Below are 25,519 nucleotides of genomic sequence, written 5' to 3'. Positions count from 1 at the left end.
GTGCTTCGCCGCATAGTCTTACTGTCAAGTTAACATAGACTATCACGGTTTTAGTCTAAATGCGTACCGCACATTCCATACAAAACGGTCACAAATCTTTAAACCCTTTACCGATATCAAGATCGCGGTATGATGAGGTGAATTGCCGCAAGGAACGCAAGGTGGATAAAGAAAAAGTCAGACTCACGCAGTACAGCCACGGGGCAGGATGCGGCTGCAAAATTGCTCCAGACGTACTCGATAAAATCTTAAAAGCGAGCGCGCAACGCGGGGCTGGAATTAGTCACCCAAATCTATTGGTAGGCAATGATCACAAAGACGATGCCGCCGCCATGGACATTGGCAATGGTCAAGCCATTCTCAGCACCACAGATTTTTTTATGCCAATTGTCGACGACGCCTTCGATTTCGGTCGCATAGCAGCAACCAACGCAATGAGCGACATCTACGCGATGGGCGGTACGCCGCTAATGGCCATTGCAATTTTAGGGTGGCCGCTGGACAAGCTCCCGCCCGAACTCGCCGCTGATGTGATCGCAGGTGGCCGCAAAGTGTGTAGTGACGCTGGCATACCGCTTGCCGGCGGCCACAGTATCGACGCTCCCGAACCCATTTTTGGACTGGCGGTCACTGGCATCGTGCCAATAGCAGATTTAAAAACAAATGCACAAGCCCAAGCCGGAGACCTACTTTATCTTACCAAACCCCTAGGTATTGGCTTACTGACCACAGCAGAAAAAAAGGGGGCCCTGCTTGCCGAAGATACCCACCGCGCGACCGAAACCATGTGCCAGCTCAATCGCATTGGCGCGCACCTATCTAAACTTGCCTACATTCACGCAATGACAGACGTCACGGGTTTCGGCTTAGGCGGCCACCTATTGGAGCTTTGCCAGGCAGCTGGCCTTCGCGCCGAGGTAGACTACAACAGTCTTCCTCTGCTTCCCAACGTTCGTCATTACATCCAAGAAAACTGCCTACCGGGCGGCACGCACAGAAACCGGCAAGCCTGCGGCGAGCAGATAATCACATCAGCACCTGAGCAGGATGCCATTGTGTTTGACCCCCAAACCAGCGGCGGCATTTTAATTAGCGTAGCCCCCCAATATAGCGCTGAGCTTGAAGATTTATTGCAGCAACACGGCTTGCCCCACAAACACTTTGGCAAAATGATGGCCTCAACAGGCGATACACCGCGGATTTTGGTGCGCTAATGCCCGCCAAAATCACCAACTTTAGGGACCTATTTTTAAATGATACGCCTTTAATTGACACACGTGCTCCGATTGAATTCAACAGGGGTTCATTTCCCTCGGCGGTCAATTTACCCCTAATGACAGACGATGAACGCGCCGCCGTTGGCACAGAATATAAGCAAAAGGGCCAAGAATCGGCCGTCGCCCTGGGGCACAAGTTAGTGAGCGGGTCTGTCAAAGATGAACGCATTACCGCTTGGGGGGACTTTGCGCATGCAAATCCAGACGGCGCCTTGTTTTGCTTTCGGGGCGGCATGCGCTCGCACATTACCCAGCAGTGGTTGTACGAAAGCGGCATTGATTACCCCTTGGTAGTGGGTGGTTACAAGGCAATGCGAACCTGGTTGATCAACGAGCTTGTTAGGATCTCAGAGCATCAAAACATTGTCGTTATTGCGGGGCGAACGGGCGTTGCTAAAACCGTATTGCTAAACCAAATGCCAAACCACTCGCCTTTAGGCTCGATCGATTTGGAGGGTTTAGCCCACCATCGAGGCAGTGCCTTCGGACGCCGCCCCAGTCCGCAACCGACTCAAATTAGCTTTGAGAGCGCATTAGCTATTGCTTTACTAAAACACGAGGCAAGCAATCGAAAAACCTTAGTTTTAGAAGACGAAAGCCAGCTGATTGGCCGCTGCGCCATCCCTGCACCTTTGTTGAAACAGATGCAACAAGCCCCGCTGTGGGTCTTAGAAGCCCCACTAGACGAGCGAGTTGATCATTCTTACCACGCTTATATCCTGAGCAATCTAGAAGAATGGGAAGTCCAACTCCAGGAACATGAATTGGCCTTTACGGCCTTCGCGGAATCACTGGAGCGCTCAGCTTATTCCATCCGCAAACGCCTAGGCGGAGTGCGTTACGCAGAACTTACCAGGCTCATGGCCAGGGCATTAGACCAGCATCGACAAGGCAACCCAGAAGCACACAAACAATGGATACGCTTTTTGCTGACCGACTACTATGACCCCATGTACGACTATCAGCTTAGCAAACGTGAGAATCGTGTTGCGCTCTCTGGTGACCGAAACACGCTGGCTCAGCACTTAGGTATGCACTGAGCACCCTAGGCATTAATGGTCGTACTGCGTAAGACTTCACCAGTCTCATTTAAGCTGCGATCGTATCCACCGCAATCTCGCAAATGCATACTCACCGAGTCCTTTGTTATCTCGATGATGGTGTAACTATTCACCTCTGTGACAGGCACTAGCGTCTCTGCCTTAAGCCAGGCGGGAACTGCAGCTTGTACGCCCCGAGCCGCGGATGGCCAAGTTCCATCCGAACTGCTCACAGGCCCCGACAAAAGCGACGTCACGGGACGATCAGAAAGATCAAGATCGCCGCTTTGAGTAATGCGCTCCGCTGCCAACGCGTGAATATCGCCTGACACCATAAACCGAGACCCTCCTCTTGCGGCCAGCGCGGCCAGCAGGCGTTGATGTTGAGCCCACCAGCCACTCTGCCACAGGTATTTATCTGCGTTTAACCCCAAAGAGCCCTTGGTTTCGCCAAGCAGCTCGTTAGAAACCGTCTGGTCACCTTCCTCTGCAACCACATCGGGATACCACTCACGCCACTTACCTGCGGTATAACCCAATGGATGCGACGGGATAAATGCAAAATGCGACGCCGAAGATTCTCCGCACGTTTCGATCGCCCATTCCTCAATGGCAGCAGGTACCAACCGTGCTTCCCCACCGAGCGTCAGACCACCGGCACAATCCAAGAGTATCCCGTCGAAAAGTCGACCGTAGCGCAACCTGCCGGCGAGACGACCGCCTCCTTCCGCAGGACCGTCCAACAAGGCCGGATAATACAAATCAGCCATCGCTTTGGCTGCAAGCTTAGAGAAGGCATCAGCAGGGAAGGTTACCAAATCTCTCTCGGCGTCATCGTTCTCAAAATAATCGTGATCATCGCCTATGAAGAACAGTGGCACCGACTTAAAATCCGTTCCATACAGCGACGCAATTTGCTCTTGCCCGATGGCCTTCAGGACAACTTCATTGTCGGTGCCTATCATTTCGGCTGATCGATCAAACTCGCCAAATTTCCACCTGAGATAATGCCCTAAGCCCCATTTCAACAGGGGTTTTTTACGGCCAATCTGGGGGATACCTTGGCCTCGCAAATCCCAATAAATATGATCCCCAATCGCCAGAGCTGCGTCTGGTTCTTCCGCTAGCGCTGAAGCCAATAAGCGTCGCTTAAACTCGAGCGGCTTAAAATACTGACGCCCCATAAAACCGAAGCCATCACCGCCACCCGCACAGGTGTAACTTAACAATTTAAATTGGTCGGGTAGCGCATCGGGCGCGGGAAATGTCTGCAATGGCCACGCTTCGCCAATCTCATTAGCACCATCGTAAACCTGCAAAGAATATTCTGTGGCCGCTTGCAAATCACTCACCAGAAAACGCCAGTGCTTGCCCTGGGAATCGACCCGGTGACCCGCGGCCTGCTCCCCTCCGCAATGCAATCGGGGACTTTCCATTACCGCATGAGTCGATAGGGTCACCGCTATTTGTGAGTCACTGCAGGTACACAAGATATGATTAAACGGCTCGCTTTCTGCTCTCGACCTTGCAACCTTCATCAAGGGGTTGAGGACTGCTGCGAGTCCCAACCGTTTGAGTAACGAACGACGTTTAATCACGGCAGCTCCTTATTGCTCTGGTACGACTTTGACCCCGCCCAAATCAGCCGATGCGGCAAACATTGCATAGGCTCGCAAGGCCTTGCTTACCCGTCTGGCTCTTGCATCAACGGGCGAGAATGGACGCACGCGAGCTTGCTCTTCAGCGCGGCGGGCGTCAAGTGTAGTACTATCTACCATTGCGGCGATGCTGCGATTAGGAATGTCAATTCGGATCGTATCCCCTTCGCGAACGAGCGCCAAGTCCCCGCCCGCAGCCGCCTCCGGCGAGATATGCCCTATCGACAAACCTGAGGTTGCACCCGAAAAACGGCCGTCGGTTATCAACGCACAAGAACTCGCGAGCCCTTTACCTTTCAAGATGGTGGTTGGCATCAGCATTTCCTGCATTCCGGGCCCGCCTTTCGGTCCCTCATAGCGAATCACTACACAATCACCGGCCACGATTTCATCATTCATGATCGCCTGAATGGCCAGGTCTTGATCGTCAAAGACTCGAGCGCGCCCTTCAAACACTAACATATGCTCGGGTACTGAGCCCGTTTTCACGATACACCCATCCGCCGCGATATTGCCTTTTAACACCGCCAAGCCACCTTCAGTACTATGCGCATGCTCTATGTTGCGCAGACATCCAGAAACCCGATCAAGATCAAGCTGAGACCGCGTCGCGTGAGAATACGCTTGTGTTCCCGTAACTCCCGAGGCATCGGCGCGATACCAATCCCAAACACTTTGATCTGAGGTCTGCAGCACATCCCAGTGCGCCAAGACTTCTTTTAACGTCACATCCACATTCACGATGTGACGCACCGAGGTGTCCAACAATCCGGCTCGATCCAGCTCGCCCAAAATACCCATCACACCGCCTGCTTTATGAACATCTTCCATAAAATAATCGGATGTCGCTGGAGCCACCTTACACAGAAACGGTGTTTTTCGAGACAGCGCATCGATATCATCCATGGTGAAATCAACTTCAGCCTCATGGGCAATCGCCAGTAAATGCAAAATAGTGTTCGTTGATCCACCCATCGCAATATCCATGGCCATTGCGTTTATGAAGGCTTCTCGGGTGGCAATGGCACGAGGTAGAACAGAAGCGTCCTCTTGCTCGTAATAACGTTTTGCCAACTCGACAACTCGATGGCCAGCATCGATAAACAAACGTTTACGGTCTTCGTGAGTCGCCAACATTGAACCATTGCCCGGCAGGGCAAGTCCCAAAGCCTCAGCCAGACAGTTCATTGAATTCGCTGTAAACATGCCCGAACAAGAACCACAAGTAGGGCATGCGTTTTCTTCAACCGCTTGCACTTGCCCATCTAAATGAGTGACGTCAAGCGCAGCGATGACCGTATCAGTCGCGTCCATACGGCGCGTTTTACCCTTGACCTGAATGCGCCCAGCTTCCATAGGTCCACCCGAGACAAAAATCACAGGGATATTCAATCGCAATCCCGCCATTAACATTCCCGGAGTAATTTTGTCGCAATTCGAAATGCAAATCAGCGCATCAGCACAATGTGCGTTAACCATGTACTCAATACTGTCGGCAATCATGTCGCGGGAAGGCAACGAATACAGCATCCCATCGTGTCCCATCGCGATCCCGTCATCGATCGCGATCGTATTAAATTCCCGGGGTATACCCCCCGCTTCCCATATGGCATCACACACGATTCGTCCAACGCCATTCAGGTGCACATGACCCGGTACAAACTCGGTAAAACTGTTGGCTACCGCAATAATAGGCTTACCGAAATCTGAGCCTTTCACACCACTGGCTCGATACAAAGCGCGAACGCCCGCACCGAGAGGGCCGTTAATGATTTTTGATGATCGCAGAGTCATAGCTGTGTTCCCGTTATCGTTTGTATCGATGTTAAGCAACAAAATCTGGCGCAACTGTCGCGTATCCGACAGTTTGTGCAATTGACTTTGCAATAGAGTAGAGTTCAAGTTTCATAACTACATAAGGACAGAGCCATGAATGGCGCAGAATCGTTAATCAACTCGTTGGCAGACGCTGGTGTGGAGCTGTGTTTCGCCAATCCTGGCACCTCAGAAATGCAACTCGTTGCCGCCATTGATCAACAGCCTCGCATGCGTGCTGTACTGTGCTTGTACGAGGGGGTTGTCTCTGGCGCAGCCGATGGCTACGGCCGTATGGCCGGCAAACCTGCGCTGACTCTGCTCCATTTGGGCCCAGGCTTTGCCAATGCGAGCTCAAACTTGCACAACGCTCGCCGCGCGCATTCGCCAATCCTAAACATGATAGGCGATCACGCCACCTACCATTTGCAGTACGACGCGCCACTCACGGCCGATATCCAAGGTTTTGCAAGCCCTGTCTCAGCATGGATTGGCGTTTCATCATCAGCGGATGATTTGGCTGCCACTGGCCTAGAGGGGTGGGCTAGATCACAAGAATACCCGGGCAAAGTCTGCTCATTTATTGCGCCCGCCAACCATGCATGGGAAGAAAGTCAGGCGACACCAAGCATCCCAACGCTCGCTGAATCGCCAAAAGCCAGCGATGAGCTGATTACACAAGCGACTGAGGCACTCTCAAATGCGGGCGGTAAAGCCATTATGCTAGGTGGCCGAGCATTAAGAGAGGACGCACTCGTTCAAGCGGGTCGCATTGCGGAAGCGACGGGCGCAAGAATCATTACCGAAACTTTCTACGCTCGCCATGAACGTGGCGAGGGCCGCGTCGCCGTCGAGCGCTTACCCTACTTCGGGGAGCAGGCTCAGGATTTCCTCAAAGAGTTAGAGAATATTGTCTTTATTGGCACCAAACCGCCTGTGTCCTTTTTTGCCTATCCCGAAAAGCCCAGCTGGTTATCGCCCGAGGGCGCAAATCTAGTGCAGCTGGCAGACGTCAATACCGACGCCCTCGATGCACTCACTCGACTTGCGGATGAACTCGGCTGCCCTGCAGAACCGACTCTATTTCAGGAGCGCAACACCTTCGAACTTGAACAGGGTCCGGCGAATGCACTGGAGCTTGGCAAAATTATGGCCAACCGAATGCCCGAGGGCACGATTGTCTCCGATGAAGGAGCGACCAACGGTTTATTTGTTTACGCCATGACGCCAGGTGCGGCCAAACACGATTGGCTGACCTTGACCGGCGGCTCTATCGGTCAGGGTCTCCCTCTATCGATTGGCGCAGCGCTTGCTTGCCCTGACCGCAAGGTGATTGCCCTGCAGGCCGATGGCTCGGCGATGTATACCGTACAAGCTTTGTGGACCATGGCACGTGAAAATCTCGATATCACCGTACTGCTTCTGAACAACAGTTCATACGCAATTCTTAATATCGAGCTACAACGCGTAGGCATAGACAATCCCGGCCCAACTGCACTATCGCTGTTGGATTTAAGCAACCCAACCATTCAATGGACCGAGATCGCTACAGGCATGGGCATAAAGGCTCAAAAAGTGACCCAAGTGCAAGAGCTAGACGATGCATTTGCCGCGGCAATGGCTGAGCGTGGCCCACGCTTAATCGAAATCATCCTGTAGGAGGATCTATGAGTTCGTTAAACCTAGTACCCGCCTCGACCGAGGACTATCGCCGCATTGCTGAGCGAAAGGTGCCACGCTTTCTATTCGATTATCTCGACGGAGGCTCCTACTCCGAAACCACATTGCGAGCTAACGTCTCGGCCTATCAAGACATCACCTTGAAACAAACCGTTTTAAAGGATGTATCTTCGGTCGATACGAGCGTCGAACTCTTCGGGACTACCTATTCCATGCCTGCTGGCTTGGCCCCCATTGGTATGGGCGGTATGTTCGGCGCGCGCGGTGAGCTTCAAGCCAAGGCAGCGTCCGATGCTCTTAACATCCCGTTTGTTTTATCGACGGTAGCGATCTGTTCCTTGGAGGAAGTGGCCCAGGTCTCTGATAAATCCTTCTGGTTTCAGCTGTATATGCTGAGGGACCGCGGGGCCGTACAGCAAATGCTGCAGCGCGCCCAAAATGTCGGCGTCGATACACTCGTATTTACGGTAGACCTTGCGGTCTTGGGCGCTCGTTATCGCGATAAACGTAATGGTTTAAGTGGTGGGACCTCACTCGGAGGACGCCTACGCACCGCTCTGAATCTTGCCAGTAAACCTAGCTGGATAAAATCGGTAGGCCTAGGGGGTAAACCCCACACCTTTGGTAATCTAGAGGAATACGTTCCCAACGCCAGTCGCCCAGACGATTTTCAAGCCTGGATCACTCAGCAAGTCGATTCAACTGTCACCTGGAAAGATATCGAATGGTTGCGCAGTATTTGGCCAGGTAAGCTCATCATTAAGGGAATTTTGACCGAAGAAGACGCCAAACAGGCGGTCCAAGTGGGCGCTGATGGAATCGTTGTATCAAACCATGGTGGCCGACAACTGGATTGCGTGGATGCCACAATAAACGTAGTTTCAGACATCAAATCCGCGGTCGGTGACGCGACAACTGTCATTTTGGACGGCGGCATCCGCAGTGGACAAGACATCTTTAAAGCTTATGCTTTAGGTGCAGACTTTACCCTCATTGGTCGCTCTTGGGTGTACGCCCTAGCGGCGGGAGGTCAGCGCGCCATTACAGATCTTTTAGCCACATTTAAGGCTGAAATTGAAATATCCATGGCGCTTACGGGCATCACTCAGAGCCAAGACATAGACCACCGCGTGCTCAAAGCTAGGGCTTAATCATGAAACCAACTATTCTTGTCAGCGATATTATTCAGGGTCACATGCTAGCCCCATTCGAGCAGCTAGGAACCTGTGTACCCATCGCTGAGTCTAGCAATACGACTGAGGCGACTGTCGTAATCTCTACGGCCTTCGATGACTTAGGTGCTAAAGCTATTGCCGGTCTTCCGGATTCTATTCGACTAATCTCGAACATCGGTGCTGGGGTCGATAAAATTGATCTTGAAGCTGCCAAACAACGAGGCATTGCCGTTACCAACACCCCGATTGTAGCTGACGATACTGCAGATCTAGCATTTGGTTTGCTGTTGGCCACCATGCGTAAAGCAAGCTATAGCGAATACTTTCTGCGCCAAAACGACTGGGCTACAGCGGGCAGTATCATGGGCGTAACTCCGCGAGGAAAAACACTTGGGATTATCGGCGCGGGCGCCATTGGCTCGGCTATGGCGAGACGCGCTCAAGCTTTCGGACTGAAACTTTGTTACCACGGACCAAACCAAAAGCCTGCGCTTGAGCAAGAGCTCGACATTCAGTTCGAGCCGACCCTCGAAGGGCTACTCGCAAAGTCCGATGTAATCTCCTTGCACTGTCCCTTAACAGATGCCACTCGGCATTGCATTAATGCCGACAGCTTGGCCTTGATGAAGCAAGGCGCTTTCATCATTAATACAGGACGGGGCCCGCTCACAAACGAACAAGATTTGGTCGATGCCTTAAACAGCGGTCACCTAGGCGGTGCCGGATTAGATGTATTCGAGAATGAACCGCAAGTACACCCCGAGCTATTAAGCAACCCGCATGTCACGCTAACGGCTCACATAGGTGGCGCCACGCCGGAGTGTCGCGCGGCTATTGTTAAACAAGCCATCGATAACGCTGCACAGTACTTGGCGACGGGTGCATTGAATAATCGAGTTATTTAGTGAACGTGAGCCCCATGGGCTCACAACGAAAACACATAACAATAGGCTAACGGGCGGTATAACCACCATCCACAACGAGCTCTGAACCGGTCATATAACGCGACTCATCGCTCGCTAAAAACAACGCAGCGTTAGCAATGTCCTCAGGCCGCCCCATTTCACCCATGGGAATCGCCATCTGCAGCTGCGCTTCAACACTTTGTCGATCCTCTTCTGACATCGCTGCAATCGCGTTAATGACCATCGGCGTTTCTATAAACCCTGGGTGAATGGAGTTGACGCGAACACCATAGTTTTCGCGGCAGCACCACAATGCTGCTGATTTGGTGAAGATACGAACGCCACCCTTACTTGCATTGTAAGCACAGGTCAGAGGATCACCGATTATCCCCTCAATCGAGGACAAATTAATAATAGATCCACCGCGGCCTTTCATCGCCAAAATTCCGGCTTGGGTGCCCATGAATACGGCATCCAGATTAACCGCTTGTGTTTTACGCCAACCCTCTAGGGTTTCGTGCTCTACCGAGGCTGTTACCGCGATACCCGCATTATTCACTAATATATCGAGGGGCCCTAATTCCGCCTCGGCAAACGCGACCGTTTCCGCCCATGCCGACTCATCGCACACATCTTGATACTTAGCAATCAACTTTCCAGGCAGCCCCGCCCCCTGATCGACTGTCTCTTGCGCTGCCTCAGCGTTAATATCCGTGACAAGCACAAATGCTCCCTCTTGGGCAAAGCGCAAGCACATCGCTCGGCCTAAACCACTGCCACCACCCGTCACCAAAGCCACTTTTCCTTCTAAACGCATTGCAACGCTCCTTTATTATTAATCACCAGAGTGTATCCTCGTAGTACTCCAAACCAAAGGTCTAAAGTGGTCGGTTTAAAGACCAAGAACCCTCTTGCCTGCAGTCCGCTTTGCAGGGAAACTACAATAAACCCAACGTAGAAGGACATATCATGAGCAACTACGCTGTTATCACCGGCGCATCCGCCGGTTTAGGTGCAGAATTCTCAAAACAGCTGGCAGCTAAGGGGTTGAACCTCGTACTCATCGCAAGGCGGCGTGAAAAACTGAAGCAGATTGCCGACGAGTTAAGTAGCACCTATGGTATCGATGTAAAAGTCATGGCGGCAGACCTTACACAGCCAGACGCTCCATCACTAATCCATCAATTTTGCGAATCAGAAAACATCACCGTAAGCTGGCTCGTTAACAATGCTGGGGTGGCTGGCGAAGATCTGATTACCGAACGAGATTGGAATAAGCATGCAAGCTTTTACCAGCTGATGATGACCTCCGTAGCGCATCTCTGCCACTTATTCGCACCGGCTATGATCGCGAACAAAGACGGGCACATACTTAATATCGCCTCCGTCGCTGGTCGTATACCTCGCTCAGGCGGCTGCAATTATGGCCCCTCAAAAGCTTACATTGTGGCACTCAGCGAGGACTTAGCATTGACTCTAGCACCTCATGGTGTGAAGGTTTCGGCCCTGTGCCCAGGCTATACACACACCGACTTCCATGAAACAGCTGGACTGTCTGAAATGAAAGAGAAAATGCCCAAGTGGCTGTGGTATGACGCTTCGACGGTCGTGAGCGAGGGAATACGAGCGCTAGAAAGAGGAAAATCAGTGTATGTCTCCGGCCGTCTATATCGTTGGATAGACCCTATTTTGCAGTCGGTCTGGACGCGACGATTCTTTAAAATACCGGCTCGAATCTAGCAGTCATGTTCACGCAAAGCGCCTAAGCAACCTTTCTACTGTGCAGCGTCTTGTGACTGCAAGGCCTTTAATAAACGCACAATTTCATTAAAGTCTCGCCCGATTGACATGGGATACAGCAGGGATAAACGCAAACGTTTATCGGGCGATAAAATAAACACACCCCTCACAGTTTGTACATCGTCGGCGGTCCAATTGTTTGCGAGTACAGCGTGAGCCGGGATCATGTTAAAGGCTTTCGCTAAATCCAAGTCTGTATCTGCAATCAGTGGGAACTTCACCGCGCATCCAGCCACTTTCGCAATATCCTGCTTCCAACCCACGTGCTGCTCAATGCTATCGAGCGACAAGGCGATGGGCTTGGTATTCAAAGAATCCCACACATCGCTCATCTGAGCGATCTTGGCTAACTCTGAGGTACACACTGGGGTGTAGTCTTTCGGATGGCTGAATAAAATAAGCCAACGACCGCCCATATAATCCGACAACAAGAACTCGCCTTCATCGGTCTTCAGCAAGTAATCGGGAACGGTATCGCCGATATTTAAAACCTCTTTTGACGAATCTTGGGACAGCGTCAAACGCACTTGATTTCGCCCTTCCGTTTTCGCGAGGTACATCGCGTTATCGGCTCTTTCAAGTGCTTGGTCTAACGATCCTTTTGACATTAAGGTCACACCCATCGATATCGTGACATCTACCGATTGACCCAACTCAGTTGAGAATACATGGCTGGCTACCGCTTGCCGTATTCGTTCGGCAACGTTTTTGGCTACCTGCGATGAAACCCCTTCCAGCATGATGACGAATTCTTCTCCGCCCCAGCGAGCCAACAAATCATAATCTCGCAACTCGCGCTTCACAACTTTGGCCAACTCTCGAAGGACAGTATCGCCTGTTGCATGACCCCAGGTATCATTGATATGTTTGAAATGATCCACGTCGAGCAAACAAATCCCCAAATGCCGGACGTCACTTCCAAGCCGAGCCCTCAAAGCTTCAAGACCTTCTTCAAACCCAGCCCTAGACCACACACCGGTTAAGTGATCAGTTTGCGCCAAACGTTTAGCTTCTGCTAAGCGTTGATTTCTTGCTTTTTGTTGATTCACATAAACCAGCACAAGTCCCGACACTAACAAGCTAACTAGGGAACTGAATGCAATAATTGTTAGGTAAGCCCCTACATTTTCTTTCTCTAGTTCACGGGCGACGTGGCTTTCCCATTCAGCGTGTGGAACACTCAGCTTCACGTACATTTTATCAACAAAATTGGTGTGCAGTTGCCGCCTCTGATCAAAGTCATAAATCTGAAACGGGCTCTGGGCCCCTTTTACTATCTGATCGGTAATCGGCGCTTGGTTCCGCATGGCAACCTCCGCACTAAACAGTTGTGCATTTTGCTGATTTACCCAGGACTGAACACTCGTGGAGGTGTCCCAATTCCACTGTCCATTTTTAAGCTGCCAAAACTGCTTTTCACCTACGTAAAAAATCACCTCATAATTACTGAGAAACGGCAATAACTCGGCCGCTACCGACGCCAAAATGTCACCGACTCGGGCATTCAGAACGACAAAGCCCACCGTCTTTTCACCGTCATCCACCGGCACGACGGACCGGAAAGTCGGCACGTGTGGCACAACGATCTGACCACGCTCCATATTGGCCGAGATTTCAGATACATAGCTGTGAAAACGGGGCAAGCTCTGCGCTGCAACAACGTAGGGGCGACTTGATTTGTCTTGCAAGTCATAACTCCGAAATGCAGGTTTACTTTTGTCGGGCCGGTCAAATCGGATTATCTCTACACCCTCTGAGTCCAATACACGCACCTGTAGATAGCGACCATAGATATCGGCGAATCGATCCAATGCCAAAGCCACATCGTCGGCAGTCGAACCGCCATTGGGCACTAATAAGCGCTTAACCATTGGCATTTCCGCAATCAGATGGCCGTGGCGAGACGCGTCGTAAACAAAGCGCCGATAGCCCTCAGCGCCATCCTCTAACTCGTTTTGTACACGTTGTGCTGCATCTTGCTCGACCTCTGCTGTACGCTGAAAAAAATCATACACAAAGGTTCCGTGTCCAAGCGCTAAACCCAACAAAAGACAAAAACCGACGATTTGGAGCTGAGCACGTAATTTATTCATCGACCGAATTCTGAGCGTCGTTCTTTGGTGTTCGTGCTTTAAGAACTTGATCGACAGGCACTTGACGGAAATAACTCAAGACTTTTTTAAAGCGCCCATACCGTTGTTGCGCCTCTGTGTCGGACAAACTCGGCAGGATTAAAAGGTCTGCACCGTCAGTCCAATTGGCGGGCGTAGCAAGCGGCAGCCCGTACGTCGTTTTGAGCGCACGGATAACACGACCAAACTCGACAAAGTTAGCATCTATGATTAACGGAAAATTCCAAACCGCCTGAATTCGCCTATCTGGCGTCACCACCCAAAACACTCGGTTTTGCGTGTTCGCTGCACAATCACCACTTGCAGACGTATTTCGAATACCCTGATGCATTCCAAAGCCGAACACAGAGCGCATGCGCTGATCAGCGAAGAACGAAAACGGACCTATGTCCTGTAGCTCGCGAACCAACGCTCGCTCTTTCGCGCCAAGCTCGCTGAAGGGTGTCTCACACAACCCCAATATGCGCGCATAGGGCGGCAGAAAACTGGGGTCGTCTCGTAGTTGGTTTCTCAAGCCCTGCAGGGAGACCGTTAGGCAAGCCCCTTCGACGTACATCACAAGACTCCAATGCCCCGTAATGACATCGTGGAGTCTAATTTCTTTGTGCTTATAGCTTAGCGTTACGTTAGGTAACGAGTCGCCGAGGCTCATTTCAAACATGCATCTTACAACAACCAATCATCACACCTGCCATCATGTCAAATACCACTACCTCATGCAAGTCGACGTATTGGCGTAATCTAACGGTCTAACCGTCTTTGAAATTCAAGTAATCGGGGAAAGGACTGAGTGTAAGCGTCCGGCCAACATCATGACCTTGGTTCAATCAGCGAAGATCAACGGGCTTGATCCGCATCGGTACTTGAAAGACGTGACGGAGCGTTTACCGACAGCTAAGCAATCGGATCTTGGGGGCTTGTTGCCTCATAACTGGAAATCACGCGTCTAGGTGGGTTGGCCGGACGCTTACACTGACTCGAAGCTCAAACTAAAAAAGGGCCACCCAACGGGTGACCCTTTCTTATTTAGAAGCCTGGCGCCAAGCTTCGCTTGCCCGGCCGCTCGCGTGGTATCGCTCGGGCGTTCGCAGGCTCGCCGCACGCGCTTTTCAATGCCACTAAGATGATTCAGCGCTGCCATCCATGGCCAAGCACCACAATTCTTGATAAGCCCCAGCCCGCACATCCATGTGCGGTCGTTCGCCCCTACCAAAGCGATGCTTTGGTTTACCTGCGTAAGCGTCCGGCCAACCCACCTAGCCATAGGTTCGAATTAAGGTAACGTAGGTGCCCACCTATTATTAAGTGGGCACCTATTATGGAATACAAAGTCATACGCGCTAAGCGTGCTAAGGAACGCCGGCGCTACGCGCCAGAGTTTAAGCAGAAGGTCTTACGTGAGTGCGAAGCGGGCGATCAGTCTGTCGCAGCGGTCGCCATGAAGTACGGGCTAAATCACAACCTAGTGCATAAATGGCGCCACCTAGCGCGACAGAACAAGCCCTCAGAATTTGTACGTCTGCCGCCACCTGTGACTTCTGTGCCAGCATCAATGGACACAACAGTTTCCACGCAAGCTGCGTCATCTAAACGTACCGTGCGATTGAACCTGCAAATTAAGGAGCATTGCCTAAACATAGACTGGCCGCTGGAGGAGATTCAAAGCTCAGTGGTCTGGATCCGGCAACTCCTGTCATGATCGAGGTCAACGAGGTTTGGCTGTCACGCGAACCCATGGACATGAGAGCAGGACCCGATACGGCACTCGCTCGCGTCATTAAGCAGTTCGGTAAAGCAACGCCGCACACCGCTTATGTATTCGCCAACAAACGAGGTAATCGTGTCAAGGTACTCATCATTGACGCCTTCGGCGTTTGGCTGGCGGCCCGTCGGTTGCACCAAGGCAAATTCGTCTGGTCTCGCTTACGCGAAGGTGCTGCGATAGCGCTTGATCAAGAGCAGCTGGCGTCTTTAATGGTGGGATTACCCTGGCAATACGCCAGTAAAATACACGCCTTTGATCGGGTGTGAATCAGAGCAAATTATCGGCTGAATTACCAGAGAACTAAGTCGCCGTATTCTCGATAGAACACCGATCCGTAAGCTGGCACAGTATCCTTATGAGTATGGATATTGACCTCAAGAGCTTAAACGAATCGCAGCTACGCGACCTCTCGTCGCGATTGCTTGATGAGCTCAACCGTAAGCAAAACGATGAGGAGCGATACCAAAACGAGATTGTTAAGCGCGACAATACGATTGCCCATTTGAGTTTGCGCAATGAACAGCTCACGCACGAACTCGCCATTCTTAAACGCCACAAGTTCGACCGCAGTAGCGAGCAAACCGGTAGCACACAGTTACGTTTACTCGATGAGGCTGTTAACGAAGACGTCAGCGCCATCGAGCTCGAGCTTGAGCAAAACACCCGCGATCTTGGTCAGCAGCCCAGAACAAAGCAAGTCGCCAAACGCCAAGCATTGCCAACGCACTTGCCTCGCAAGATCGTTCGACACGACCCTGAATCGACCGAATGCCGCTGTGGGTGCCAAATGGTTCATATAGGCGACGATATCAGCGAGAAGCTAGACTACGAGCCAGGGCAGTTCTCGGTAGAGCAGCATGTGCGAAGCAAGTGGGCGTGCCGTCGATGTGAAACGGTTGTGCAAAAGCCTGTTGATGCGCATGTGATTGATAAAGGAATTCCAACCACCAATTTACTCGCGCAAGTATTAGTCTCGAAGTACGCCGATCATCAACCCTTATATCGACAACAGCAGATATACCAACGTGCCGGTGTGGACTTACCGCGCACAACGCTGTCGGAGTGGGTTGGTCGCTGTGGTTATGAGATTACCCCATTAGTTGAGGCGCTGCGCGCCTCACTGTTAGCGCAACCTATCCTGCACGCCGATGAAACACCCGTGAACATGCTAGAGCCAGGCAGCAAAAAAGCCAAAAAGGCGTATGTGTGGGCTTATGCGACGCCAAGTTGGTGCGCAACGCAGGCCGTTGTGTACGACTTCCAGCCCAGCCGTGCTGGAGAATCCTCTCGGTTGTTCTTAGAGGGATGGCAAGGTCACTTGGTGTGTGATGACTATACCGGCTATAAAGCAGGCTTTGGTCTGGGTATGAGCGAGGTCGCATGTTGGGCACACGCAAGGCGTAAGTTCCATGAGCTGCAGGTGAACCATGCCAGTCCTATTGCGGACAAGGCGATGGGGCTGATCGGCACCCTATACGCCATTGAGCGTGAAGCGGCTGACTTAAGCCCCGATGAACGCTACGCTTTAAGACAAACACAGGCAAAACCTGTTCTGGAACGGCTGCATGATTGGTTAATCCGTGAACGCGAAGATCTGCCCGACAGTGGTCGAAGCGCCAGAGCCATTGATTACACACTGAAGCGTTGGCTTGCGCTAAAACGTTACTTGGATGACGGTGCAATCCCGATTGACAACAATTGGATTGAAAATCAAATCAGACCGTGGGCACTTGGGCGCAAGAACTGGCTGTTCGCAGGTTCCTTGCGCAGTGGTCAGCGGGCGGCCAACGTCATGACCTTGATTCAATCAGCGAAGATCAACGGGCTTGATCCGCAGCGGTATTTGAAAGAGGTGTTGGAGCGTTTACCGACCGCTAAGCAATCGGATCTTGAGGGGTTGTTGCCCCACAACTGGAGGTCGCGCGTCTAGGTGGGTTTACCGGACGCTTACTTGCCTGCGGCAATCGGTGCTCACCCAACTCTCTCATGGTGAGTCCCGTGTGCTGTAATTTCCTTGGTCCCTAACGTAAAAAACCCCCAGTCTTACGACTGAGGGTTTTTATTTAGAAGCCTGGCGATGACCTACTCTCACATGGGGAAACCCCACACTACCATCGGCGATGCATCGTTTCACTACTGAGTTCGGAATGGGGTCAGGTGGTACCAATGCTCTATGGTCGCCAGGCAAACTGGTTGGTGTCTTGCGACACCGAATTCGATAGTCAACTGAGTCTGATTAAATCGTTTATTTCTGTGACTCGCCACAAACATCCACAGTCTTTTTAATAACTTAGATTATATGGTCAAGCCTCACGGGCAATTAGTACTGGTTAGCTCAACGCTTTACAACGCTTCCACACCCAGCCTATCAACGTAGTAGTCTTCTACGGCCCTTTAGGACCCTCAAGGGGTCAGGGAGAACTTATCTTGGGAGGGGCTTCCCGCTTAGATGCTTTCAGCGGTTATCCTGTCCGAACATAGCTACCGGGCAATGCCACTGGCGTGACAACCCGAACACCAGAGGTTCGTCCACTCCGGTCCTCTCGTACTAGGAGCAGCTTCCCTCAATTCTCCAACGCCCACGGCAGATAGGGACCGAACTGTCTCACGACGTTCTAAACCCAGCTCGCGTACCACTTTAAATGGCGAACAGCCATACCCTTGGGACCGGCTTCAGCCCCAGGATGTGATGAGCCGACATCGAGGTGCCAAACACCGCCGTCGATGTGAACTCTTGGGCGGTATCAGCCTGTTATCCCCGGAGTACCTTTTATCCGTTGAGCGATGGCCCTTCCATTCAGAACCACCGGATCACTAAGACCTACTTTCGTACCTGCTCGTCTTGTCAGACTCGCAGTCAAGCGCGCTTGTGCCTTTACACTAACCTCATGATTTCCGACCATGATTAGCGCACCTTCGTGCTCCTCCGTTACTCTTTGGGAGGAGACCGCCCCAGTCAAACTACCCACCACACACTGTCCTCAATCCCGATAAGGGACCTAAGTTAGAACCTCAACATTACCAGGCTGGTATTTCAAGGTCGGCTCCACGCAAACTGGCGTCTGCGCTTCAAAGCCTCCCAGCTATCCTACACAAGTAAGGTCAAAGTCCAGTGTGAAGCTATAGTAAAGGTTCACGGGGTCTTTCCGTCTAGCCGCGGGTACACTGCATCTTAACAGCGATTTCAATTTCACTGAGTCTCGGGTGGAGACAGTGTGGCCATCGTTACGCCATTCGTGCAGGTCGGAACTTACCCGACAAGGAATTTCGCTACCTTAGGACCGTTATAGTTACGGCCGCCGTTTACCGGGGCTTCGATCAAGAGCTTCTCCGAAGATAACCCCATCAATTAACCTTCCGGCACCGGGCAGGCGTCACACCCTATACGTCCACTTTCGTGTTTGCAGAGTGCTATGTTTTTAATAAACAGTCGCAGCCACCTGGTCACTTCGGCCAGCCCAGGCTCAGAGAGCAAGTCTCATCACCCGAACCGGCGTACCTTCTCCCGAAGTTACGGTACCATTTTGCCTAGTTCCTTCACCCGAGTTCTCTCAAGCGCCTTGGTATTCTCAACCTGATCACCTGTGTCGGTTTACAGTACGGTTCCTTACTATCTGAAGCTTAGAAGATTTTCTTGGAAGCATGGCATCAATCACTTCAGCTCATATTGAGCCTCGTCATCAGCTCTCGGCCTTAAGATCCCGGATTTACCTAAGATCTCAGCCTACCACCTTAAACAGGGACAACCAACGCCCTGATGACCTAGCCTTCTCCGTCCCTCCATCGCAATAGCAAGAAGTACGGGAATATTAACCCGTTTCCCATCGACTACGGCTTTCGCCCTCGCCTTAGGGGCCGACTCACCCTACGCCGATTAGCGTTGCGTAGGAAACCTTGATCTTCCGGCGGGAGGGTTTTTCACCCTCCTTGTCGTTACTCATGTCAGCATTCGCACTTCTGATACCTCCAGCAGACTTCTCAATCCACCTTCAACGGCTTACAGAACGCTCCTCTACCATGCGTGCAAGCACGCATCCGCAGCTTCGGTTACCAATTTAGCCCCGTTACATCTTCCGCGCAGGCCGACTCGACTAGTGAGCTATTACGCTTTCTTTAAAGGATGGCTGCTTCTAAGCCAACCTCCTAGCTGTCTAAGCCTTCCCACATCGTTTCCCACTTAACTGGTATTAGGGACCTTAGCTGGCGGTCTGGGTTGTTTCCCTCTCGACGACGGACGTTAGCACCCGCCGTCTGTCTGCCGTGATTGTACTCCTGGGTATTCGGAGTTTGCATGGGGTTGGTAAGTCGGGATGACCCCCTAGCCCAAACAGTGCTCTACCCCCCAGGGTAAGACACGACGCACTACCTAAATAGTTTTCGAGGAGAACCAGCTATCTCCGGGCTTGATTAGCCTTTCACTCCGATCCACAGCTCATCCCCGCATTTTTCAACATACGTGGGTTCGGTCCTCCAGTGCCTGTTACGGCACCTTCAACCTGGCCATGGATAGATCGCCCGGTTTCGGGTCTACTGCCAGAAACTATACGCCCTATTAAGACTCGGTTTCCCTACGCCTCCCCTATTCGGTTAAGCTCGCTACTGACAGTAAGTCGCTGACCCATTATACAAAAGGTACGCAGTCACACCACGAAGGTGCTCCCACTGCTTGTACGCATACGGTTTCAGGTTCTATTTCACTCCCCTCTCCGGGGTTCTTTTCGCCTTTCCCTCACGGTACTGGTTCACTATCGGTCAGTCAGGAGTATTTAGCCTTGGAGGATGGTCCCCCCATCTTCAGTCAAGATAACACGTGTCCCGACCTACTTGTCGCAAGCTTAGTACCACACTCGTGTTTTCGCGTACGGGGCTATCACCCTCTATCGCCGGACTTTCCAGACCGTTCCGCTAACACAAATAATATCACTTGCAGGCTGATCCCCGTTCGCTCGCCGCTACTAGGGGAATCTCAATTGATTTCTTTTCCTCTGGGTACTTAGATGTTTCAGTTCCCCAGGTTCGCCTCCTCACACCTATGTATTCAGTGTGGGATACCCAGCTTACACTGGGTGGGTTTTCCCATTCGGACACCTCCGGATCAAAGTCTGTTTGCCGACTCCCCGAAGCTTTACGCAGGCTACAACGTCCTTCATCGCCTCTGACTGCCAAGGCATCCACCGTATGCGCTTAGTCGCTTGACCATATAACCTAAATTATCAATCAAAAGACTTTTCCCTAACCCCCTTAGCAAAGTTAGGTACTTAATACAAATACACAGCAAGATTAACTGTGTATTCGCCGGATGTCTGTGACGCTTGAGTCACAGTAATTTGTACAACTCGTTTCGAATACGCCGAATTGATTAAGCGTATTCTGAACTTTTTAATCTCGAACCGTGCAATACAACCCTAAGGTCATACACATCAGTTCTAGACTCAGCTTTCTATCTTGTTAAAGAACATTCCGGTTGTAAAAACCAGAAACCAACACACAATCTATGTGCTCGTTTCTAACTTCATACCGTGAACAATGACACATCGTGGTGGAGCTACGCGGGATCGAACCGCGGACCTCTTGAATGCAAATCAAGCGCTCTCCCAGCTGAGCTATAGCCCCGTATTCTTGCAGCCATGCCCTGCCATATACACCAATCGTTTGATAGACGAGGCGTCAGCCGACGACGCATAGCCTGCTATGCGAGGAGCCTGACAACGACGTATAGCAAAGGATTGGTAGGCCTGGGCAGATTTGAACTGCCGACCTCACCCTTATCAGGGGTGCGCTCTAACCAACTGAGCTACAGGCCTGCAGCCAAAGCTGTTGTGTCATCGTGTGATGAAGACAAAAATGTGAACACTCATTGAGTAATAGCTTTCGTTTAAGGAGGTGATCCAGCCCCAGGTTCCCCTAGGGCTACCTTGTTACGACTTCACCCCAGTCATGAATCACTCCGTGGTGATCGTCCCCCCGAAGGTTAGACTAACCACTTCTGGAGCAACCCACTCCCATGGTGTGACGGGCGGTGTGTACAAGGCCCGGGAACGTATTCACCGCGACATTCTGATTCGCGATTACTAGCGATTCCGACTTCATGAAGTCGAGTTGCAGACTTCAATCCGGACTACGAAAAGTTTTATGGGATTGGCTCCACGTCGCCGCTTCGCAACCCTTTGTACTTCCCATTGTAGCACGTGTGTAGCCCAGGTCGTAAGGGCCATGATGACTTGACGTCGTCCCCACCTTCCTCCGGTTTGTCACCGGCAGTCTCCTTAGAGTTCCCACCATTACGTGCTGGCAACTAAGGACAGGGGTTGCGCTCGTTACGGGACTTAACCCAACATTTCACAACACGAGCTGACGACAGCCATGCAGCACCTGTCTCTGAGTTCCCGAAGGCACCAAAGCATCTCTGCTAAGTTCTCAGGATGTCAAGACCTGGTAAGGTTCTTCGCGTTGCATCGAATTAAACCACATGCTCCACCGCTTGTGCGGGCCCCCGTCAATTCATTTGAGTTTTAACCTTGCGGCCGTACTCCCCAGGCGGTCTACTTATTGCGTTAGCTGCGCCACTAAAGAATCAAGTTCCCCAACGGCTAGTAGACATCGTTTACGGCGTGGACTACCAGGGTATCTAATCCTGTTTGCTACCCACGCTTTCGCACCTCAGCGTCAGTGTCGAGCCAGGAGGCCGCCTTCGCCACCGGTATTCCTCCATATATCTACGCATTTCACCGCTACACATGGAATTCTACCTCCCTCTCTCGCACTCAAGTCGGCCAGTATCGGGTGCAGTTCCCAGGTTGAGCCCGGGGCTTTCACATCCGACTTAACAAACCGCCTACGCGCGCTTTACGCCCAGTAATTCCGATTAACGCTCGCACCCTCCGTATTACCGCGGCTGCTGGCACGGAGTTAGCCGGTGCTTCTTCTAAAGGTAACGTCAAAAGTTGCCGATATTAACGACAACCCCTTCCTCCCAATTGAAAGTGCTTTACAACCCTAAGGCCTTCTTCACACACGCGGCATGGCTGCGTCAGGCTTTCGCCCATTGCGCAATATTCCCCACTGCTGCCTCCCGTAGGAGTCTGGGCCGTGTCTCAGTCCCAGTGTGGCTGATCATCCTCTCAGACCAGCTATAGATCGTCGCCTTGGTGAGCCTTTACCCCACCAACTAGCTAATCTAACGCAGGCTCTTCCAATAGCGCGAGGTCCGAAGATCCCCCGCTTTCCCCCTCAGGGCGTATGCGGTATTAGCTTAAGTTTCCCTAAGTTGTCCCCCACTACTGGGTAGATTCCTACGCGTTACTCACCCGTCCGCCGCTGTACTCAGTCCGAAAACCTTTCTCGCTCGACTTGCATGTGTTAGGCCTGCCGCCAGCGTTCAATCTGAGCCATGATCAAACTCTTCAGTTCAATCTTTATCCTCTGCGTTAGCAAGAGGGCACGTTTTCGCTTTAACCAGCGCTAACGTACAAATCTCGGCTCAGATACAATTCGAAATCAAAAATTACTATGAATTAATGGTTCACTTGTATCTGATATATGTTAGCCATACACCTCAACAAGTGCCCACATTTCTGTCTTCATCTGTCTGTTAAATAACCTAAAACCGCCAGGGCTTCAGCTTTTCAGTAAGGCAGTTCCCTTACTGAGGACGCGCATTATACGTAACATCCAAAACCACGCAAGCGCTTTTTTTACTTTTTTCAAACTTTTTTTCTGGGCTTGAAAGCCGCACTCCAAACAGGCAAACCGACGCCGACTGGAGCCCTTATGTCAACCTTAAATTGCTTTAGAAAAGCACCGCAGGTTTCTGTAGCGGGAACCCACAATTAGAACACAAGTCAGGGTGTATACACCAGCATTAATCCAATCAGATCGAACCTGCCATATTATATGCAGACAAGCCAATGCTGCAACGATGAACACTAAGCGGTGCAACAAGCGCCAACGCCGACCTAATTTTAGCCGCGCACGCCGTGTGGACGTTAACGCTAATGGAACCAAGAGAAGCCAAGCTAAAGCACCGACAGAAATGTAGGGGCGCTCCTTGAGCTCTTCAATAAGAATTGTCCAAGACCACCCGATATAGCCTTGAAAAAAGACCAGCAAGTGTAAAGACAAAAAGTAGAACGCCCAAAGGCCGGCCGGACGACGCCATTGTATAAGCAAAGGTGCAGTCAATAAACGGGCCAGCGGGGAGATGGCCAAAGAAAACAATAAAAACTGAAATCCGCGCTCTCCGGTTAGCAGCACGAGCTGTTTTACAGGGTCGGGGCCCAACTGGTTTTGCAGCACATTCAGGACCAGCCAGATAGAGCTCAGCAACCCCAAAAAGTGCACTAACCAACGACCGGATCCAAGCCCCCTCTTGAGCCGCAGAACTAACACAGAATTAATAGTAGCGCCTCAGGTCCAAGTTCTTGTAGAGGTCAGCGACATATTCACCATACCCATTAAACATTTGCGTAGGTATTCGGTTTGGACTGAATAAAGACGATGGCAATCTCCGTTCAAATCTCTGCGACCACCTAGGATGGTCAACCTCGGGATTGACGTTAGCATAAAACCCGTACTCGTGCGGCGCGATCGATTGCCAGCTAGTCTCAGGCAACCGGTTGGTAAAATGAATGCTCGCGATTGATTTGATGCTTTTAAAGCCATACTTCCACGGCACAACCAGACGAAGCGGCGCGCCGTTTTGTGCAAGCAACGATTTACCGTATAAACCCACCGCAATAAATGATAAGGGGTTCATCGCCTCATCCATCCGCAGTGCCTCTTGGTAGGGCCAATCGATCACACTACTAAACGAGCGTGTTCCACGCATCTCTGCGCGAACATAGCGTGTCTGAAATTGAACAAACTGGAAACTGCCTTCCGGACTGAGCCATCGGATTAACTCCGCCAAGGGAAATCCCAACCAAGGGATCACCATGGACCACGCCTCCACACAACGCAGGCGGTAAATGCGCTCTTCGATGTCCATAGCGCGCAAGAGGTCTTCGAATTGCACATCGGACGTTTTTCCACTGTCACTGCTGACTCTGATCGACCAGGGGTCGAGGGTCATGGCCGAGGCGTATCGAGCAGGATCGGATTTATCCATCCCAAACTCATAAAAATTGTTGTAGTTAGTGACATCGTCAAAAGGCGTCAAAACATCGGGTACTTGTAATGGCCATCCCGAGTTTTCGGCTGACGTGTAAGATGGGAAACTCACAAGTTTCGAAGTGTCGGCCGCTGACGTTTGCGCTGCCAGCAAGGCCGCAGAGCCAACCACAGCACCCTTCATAAACTGCCTACGGTTGAGATAGCTGGACTCTGGCGTAATATCGGATGACCGAAGTGTGGGATCAGTAAACTGTTTAGCCATATAGCGCACCCTAGCTGAAATCTACTTTTGCTCTCCTTCATCAGCAGGCTTTACGGGACGAAGGCGATTCACCAAGGTTAATACGGGCGAGGACAGCGCATAGACCAAAAACGTTGCCAAGAACACGGCGGGCGGATGAAGCGTCACCAAACTAAAGACAATAACGATGATAAAAATAACGACAAATGGCACTCGCCCCCTGAAATCCAAGCCCTTAAAGGAAGGATACTTGAAGTTAGCCACCATCGCCGATCCCATTAGCGCCGTCATAACAGCCAGCACAACGCCCAGCTCTTTAGGCACATCTCCCGCAGCCACATAGCCCAAATCGTGCGCCAACCAAACAGCACTGGCTACTACCGCCGCCGCCGCGGGGCTCGCTAGCCCGGTGAAAAAGTTGCCATCATCAGAGTCAATCCTGGTATTGAATCGAGCCAGTCGCAGTGCGGCGCAGGCCACGTAAACAAAAGCAGCACTCCAACCAAATTTACCCAAATCCTGCAGCGCAAAACTAAACATGACCAATGCAGGAGCAACACCAAAAGACACCATATCGGATAGGCTGTCGTATTCGGCGCCGAATTTACTGCTCGTATTCGTTAGACGTGCAACTCTGCCATCGAGGCCATCAAATACCATAGCGAAAAAAATCGCGATGGGTGCGGCCTCGAAATCGCCCTTCAGTGCCGCTACGACAGCATAGAAACCCGCAAACAAAGCACCCGTGGTGAATAAATTGGGCAACAAATACACCCCACGTCTACGGACCGTTTTACCACCCTCAAGCACTTCCTCCTCATGATCCTCGACCAACTGCTCTAGAGCGGCCAGATCATCAGCATCCAAGCCTGGAATTTGGGCTTTCTCCGCCTCGGGCATGTGTTTGTCTGTCATGATGT

The 25,519-nt window shown here is 51.5% G+C and carries 17 protein-coding genes, 2 tRNA genes, 3 rRNA genes and 1 pseudogene; 10 read left to right on the top strand and 13 right to left on the bottom strand.

From position 1 onward, the window contains the following. The first annotated feature begins 161 nt into the window (after nucleotides 1-161). Together selD and mnmH are read left to right on the top strand one after the other, a co-directional pair. Nucleotides 162-1,214, top strand: a complete 1,053-nt coding sequence (gene selD, locus EYZ66_RS04910; protein ID WP_009577212.1) for a selenide, water dikinase SelD — start codon at nucleotides 162-164, stop codon at nucleotides 1,212-1,214. Next, on the top strand, nucleotides 1,214-2,317 hold the full coding sequence (mnmH, locus tag EYZ66_RS04905) for a tRNA 2-selenouridine(34) synthase MnmH (protein ID WP_009577211.1): 1,104 nt from the start codon (nucleotides 1,214-1,216) through the stop codon (nucleotides 2,315-2,317). The genes selD and mnmH overlap by 1 nt, the downstream gene beginning before the upstream one ends. A gap of 5 nt (nucleotides 2,318-2,322) precedes the next feature. Here mnmH and EYZ66_RS04900 read toward each other — a convergent pair whose 3' ends face one another. Together EYZ66_RS04900 and ilvD are read right to left on the bottom strand one after the other, a co-directional pair. Next, the gene (locus tag EYZ66_RS04900) at nucleotides 2,323-3,915 is read right to left on the bottom strand and encodes an alkaline phosphatase D family protein (protein ID WP_040817907.1); all 1,593 of its coding nucleotides are present in this window, start codon (nucleotides 3,913-3,915) and stop codon (nucleotides 2,323-2,325) included. A 9-nt stretch (nucleotides 3,916-3,924) separates the two neighbouring features. Further along, complete coding sequence (ilvD, locus tag EYZ66_RS04895; RefSeq protein ID WP_009577209.1) at nucleotides 3,925-5,769, bottom strand: dihydroxy-acid dehydratase; 1,845 nt, start codon at nucleotides 5,767-5,769, stop codon at nucleotides 3,925-3,927. A gap of 135 nt (nucleotides 5,770-5,904) precedes the next feature. Between ilvD and EYZ66_RS04890 the strand changes: the two genes are divergently transcribed. Genes EYZ66_RS04890 through EYZ66_RS04880 form a run of 3 tightly spaced genes read left to right on the top strand, consistent with a single transcriptional unit; the run spans nucleotide 5,905 to nucleotide 9,550 of the window. Beyond that, nucleotides 5,905-7,449, top strand: a complete 1,545-nt coding sequence (locus EYZ66_RS04890; protein WP_009577208.1) for an acetolactate synthase large subunit — start codon at nucleotides 5,905-5,907, stop codon at nucleotides 7,447-7,449. 8 nt (nucleotides 7,450-7,457) lie between these two features. Then, the gene (locus EYZ66_RS04885) at nucleotides 7,458-8,621 is read left to right on the top strand and encodes an L-lactate dehydrogenase (RefSeq protein ID WP_009577207.1); all 1,164 of its coding nucleotides are present in this window, start codon (nucleotides 7,458-7,460) and stop codon (nucleotides 8,619-8,621) included. Between the two features lie 2 nt (nucleotides 8,622-8,623). Then, nucleotides 8,624-9,550, top strand: coding sequence for a 2-hydroxyacid dehydrogenase (locus tag EYZ66_RS04880; protein WP_009577206.1), 927 nt, complete (start codon nucleotides 8,624-8,626; stop codon nucleotides 9,548-9,550). Between the two features lie 46 nt (nucleotides 9,551-9,596). Here the strand turns inward: EYZ66_RS04880 and EYZ66_RS04875 are convergent, their stop codons facing one another. After that, nucleotides 9,597-10,367 (bottom strand): glucose 1-dehydrogenase, encoded by a 771-nt coding sequence (locus tag EYZ66_RS04875; protein ID WP_009577205.1) that lies wholly within the window; start codon nucleotides 10,365-10,367, stop codon nucleotides 9,597-9,599. 152 nt (nucleotides 10,368-10,519) lie between these two features. Here EYZ66_RS04875 and EYZ66_RS04870 point away from each other — a divergent pair, with 152 nt between their 5' ends. Next, the gene (locus EYZ66_RS04870) at nucleotides 10,520-11,290 is read left to right on the top strand and encodes an SDR family NAD(P)-dependent oxidoreductase (RefSeq protein ID WP_009577204.1); all 771 of its coding nucleotides are present in this window, start codon (nucleotides 10,520-10,522) and stop codon (nucleotides 11,288-11,290) included. Nucleotides 11,291-11,325: 35 nt separating this feature from the next. Here the strand turns inward: EYZ66_RS04870 and EYZ66_RS04865 are convergent, their stop codons facing one another. Together EYZ66_RS04865 and EYZ66_RS04860 are read right to left on the bottom strand one after the other, a co-directional pair. Then, nucleotides 11,326-13,443 carry a diguanylate cyclase gene (locus EYZ66_RS04865; protein WP_009577203.1) on the bottom strand — a complete coding sequence of 706 codons (2,118 nt, stop codon included), beginning with the start codon at nucleotides 13,441-13,443 and terminating at the stop codon, nucleotides 11,326-11,328. Next, nucleotides 13,436-14,134 carry a thioredoxin domain-containing protein gene (locus EYZ66_RS04860; RefSeq protein ID WP_158027024.1) on the bottom strand — a complete coding sequence of 233 codons (699 nt, stop codon included), beginning with the start codon at nucleotides 14,132-14,134 and terminating at the stop codon, nucleotides 13,436-13,438. Before EYZ66_RS04860 ends, EYZ66_RS04865 begins: the two co-directional genes overlap by 8 nt. A gap of 142 nt (nucleotides 14,135-14,276) precedes the next feature. Here EYZ66_RS04860 and EYZ66_RS04855 point away from each other — a divergent pair. From EYZ66_RS04855 to tnpC, 4 genes and pseudogenes are all read left to right on the top strand, one after another. Next, a pseudogene (locus tag EYZ66_RS04855) lies at nucleotides 14,277-14,432 on the top strand (transposase domain-containing protein); the annotation flags it as partial. Nucleotides 14,433-14,800: 368 nt separating this feature from the next. Beyond that, nucleotides 14,801-15,181 (top strand): transposase, encoded by a 381-nt coding sequence (locus tag EYZ66_RS04850; RefSeq protein WP_160195549.1) that lies wholly within the window; start codon nucleotides 14,801-14,803, stop codon nucleotides 15,179-15,181. Beyond that, nucleotides 15,178-15,513 carry an IS66 family insertion sequence element accessory protein TnpB gene (gene tnpB, locus EYZ66_RS04845; RefSeq protein WP_009576859.1) on the top strand — a complete coding sequence of 112 codons (336 nt, stop codon included), beginning with the start codon at nucleotides 15,178-15,180 and terminating at the stop codon, nucleotides 15,511-15,513. Before EYZ66_RS04850 ends, tnpB begins: the two co-directional genes overlap by 4 nt. Before the next feature lie 89 nt (nucleotides 15,514-15,602). Then, nucleotides 15,603-17,177 (top strand): IS66 family transposase, encoded by a 1,575-nt coding sequence (gene tnpC / locus EYZ66_RS04840; protein ID WP_160195607.1) that lies wholly within the window; start codon nucleotides 15,603-15,605, stop codon nucleotides 17,175-17,177. Nucleotides 17,178-17,316: 139 nt separating this feature from the next. Here the strand turns inward: tnpC and rrf are convergent. The 8 genes from rrf to pssA all read right to left on the bottom strand — a co-directional run bounded on the left by rrf (nucleotide 17,317) and on the right by pssA (nucleotide 25,514). Beyond that, nucleotides 17,317-17,432 (bottom strand): 5S ribosomal RNA (gene rrf, locus EYZ66_RS04835). Between the two features lie 114 nt (nucleotides 17,433-17,546). Further along, a 23S ribosomal RNA gene (locus EYZ66_RS04830) occupies nucleotides 17,547-20,445 on the bottom strand. Nucleotides 20,446-20,784: 339 nt separating this feature from the next. Next, nucleotides 20,785-20,860 (bottom strand) — tRNA-Ala (locus EYZ66_RS04825). A 114-nt stretch (nucleotides 20,861-20,974) separates the two neighbouring features. Further along, nucleotides 20,975-21,051, bottom strand: a tRNA-Ile gene (locus EYZ66_RS04820). A 72-nt stretch (nucleotides 21,052-21,123) separates the two neighbouring features. Further along, nucleotides 21,124-22,657, bottom strand: a 16S ribosomal RNA gene (locus tag EYZ66_RS04815). Together the 16S, 23S and 5S rRNA genes with 2 tRNA genes alongside form the textbook arrangement of a ribosomal RNA operon. A gap of 369 nt (nucleotides 22,658-23,026) precedes the next feature. Beyond that, the gene (locus EYZ66_RS04810; protein WP_158026990.1) at nucleotides 23,027-23,542 is read right to left on the bottom strand and encodes a protein-methionine-sulfoxide reductase heme-binding subunit MsrQ; all 516 of its coding nucleotides are present in this window, start codon (nucleotides 23,540-23,542) and stop codon (nucleotides 23,027-23,029) included. Between the two features lie 97 nt (nucleotides 23,543-23,639). Beyond that, a complete protein-coding gene (msrP, locus tag EYZ66_RS04805; RefSeq protein WP_050793343.1) occupies nucleotides 23,640-24,620 on the bottom strand; it encodes a protein-methionine-sulfoxide reductase catalytic subunit MsrP in 981 nt (326 codons plus the stop codon). Between the two features lie 21 nt (nucleotides 24,621-24,641). Beyond that, a complete protein-coding gene (pssA, locus tag EYZ66_RS04800; RefSeq protein WP_009574475.1) occupies nucleotides 24,642-25,514 on the bottom strand; it encodes a CDP-diacylglycerol--serine O-phosphatidyltransferase in 873 nt (290 codons plus the stop codon). Nucleotides 25,515-25,519 lie beyond the last annotated feature (5 nt).

Origin of the sequence: Aequoribacter fuscus, from assembly GCF_009910365.1 — a bacterium.
Lineage (GTDB): Bacteria > Pseudomonadota > Gammaproteobacteria > Pseudomonadales > Halieaceae > Aequoribacter > Aequoribacter fuscus.
Note: the sequence above shows the minus strand (reverse complement) of the source record. Positions and strands in the feature narration are given on the sequence as shown.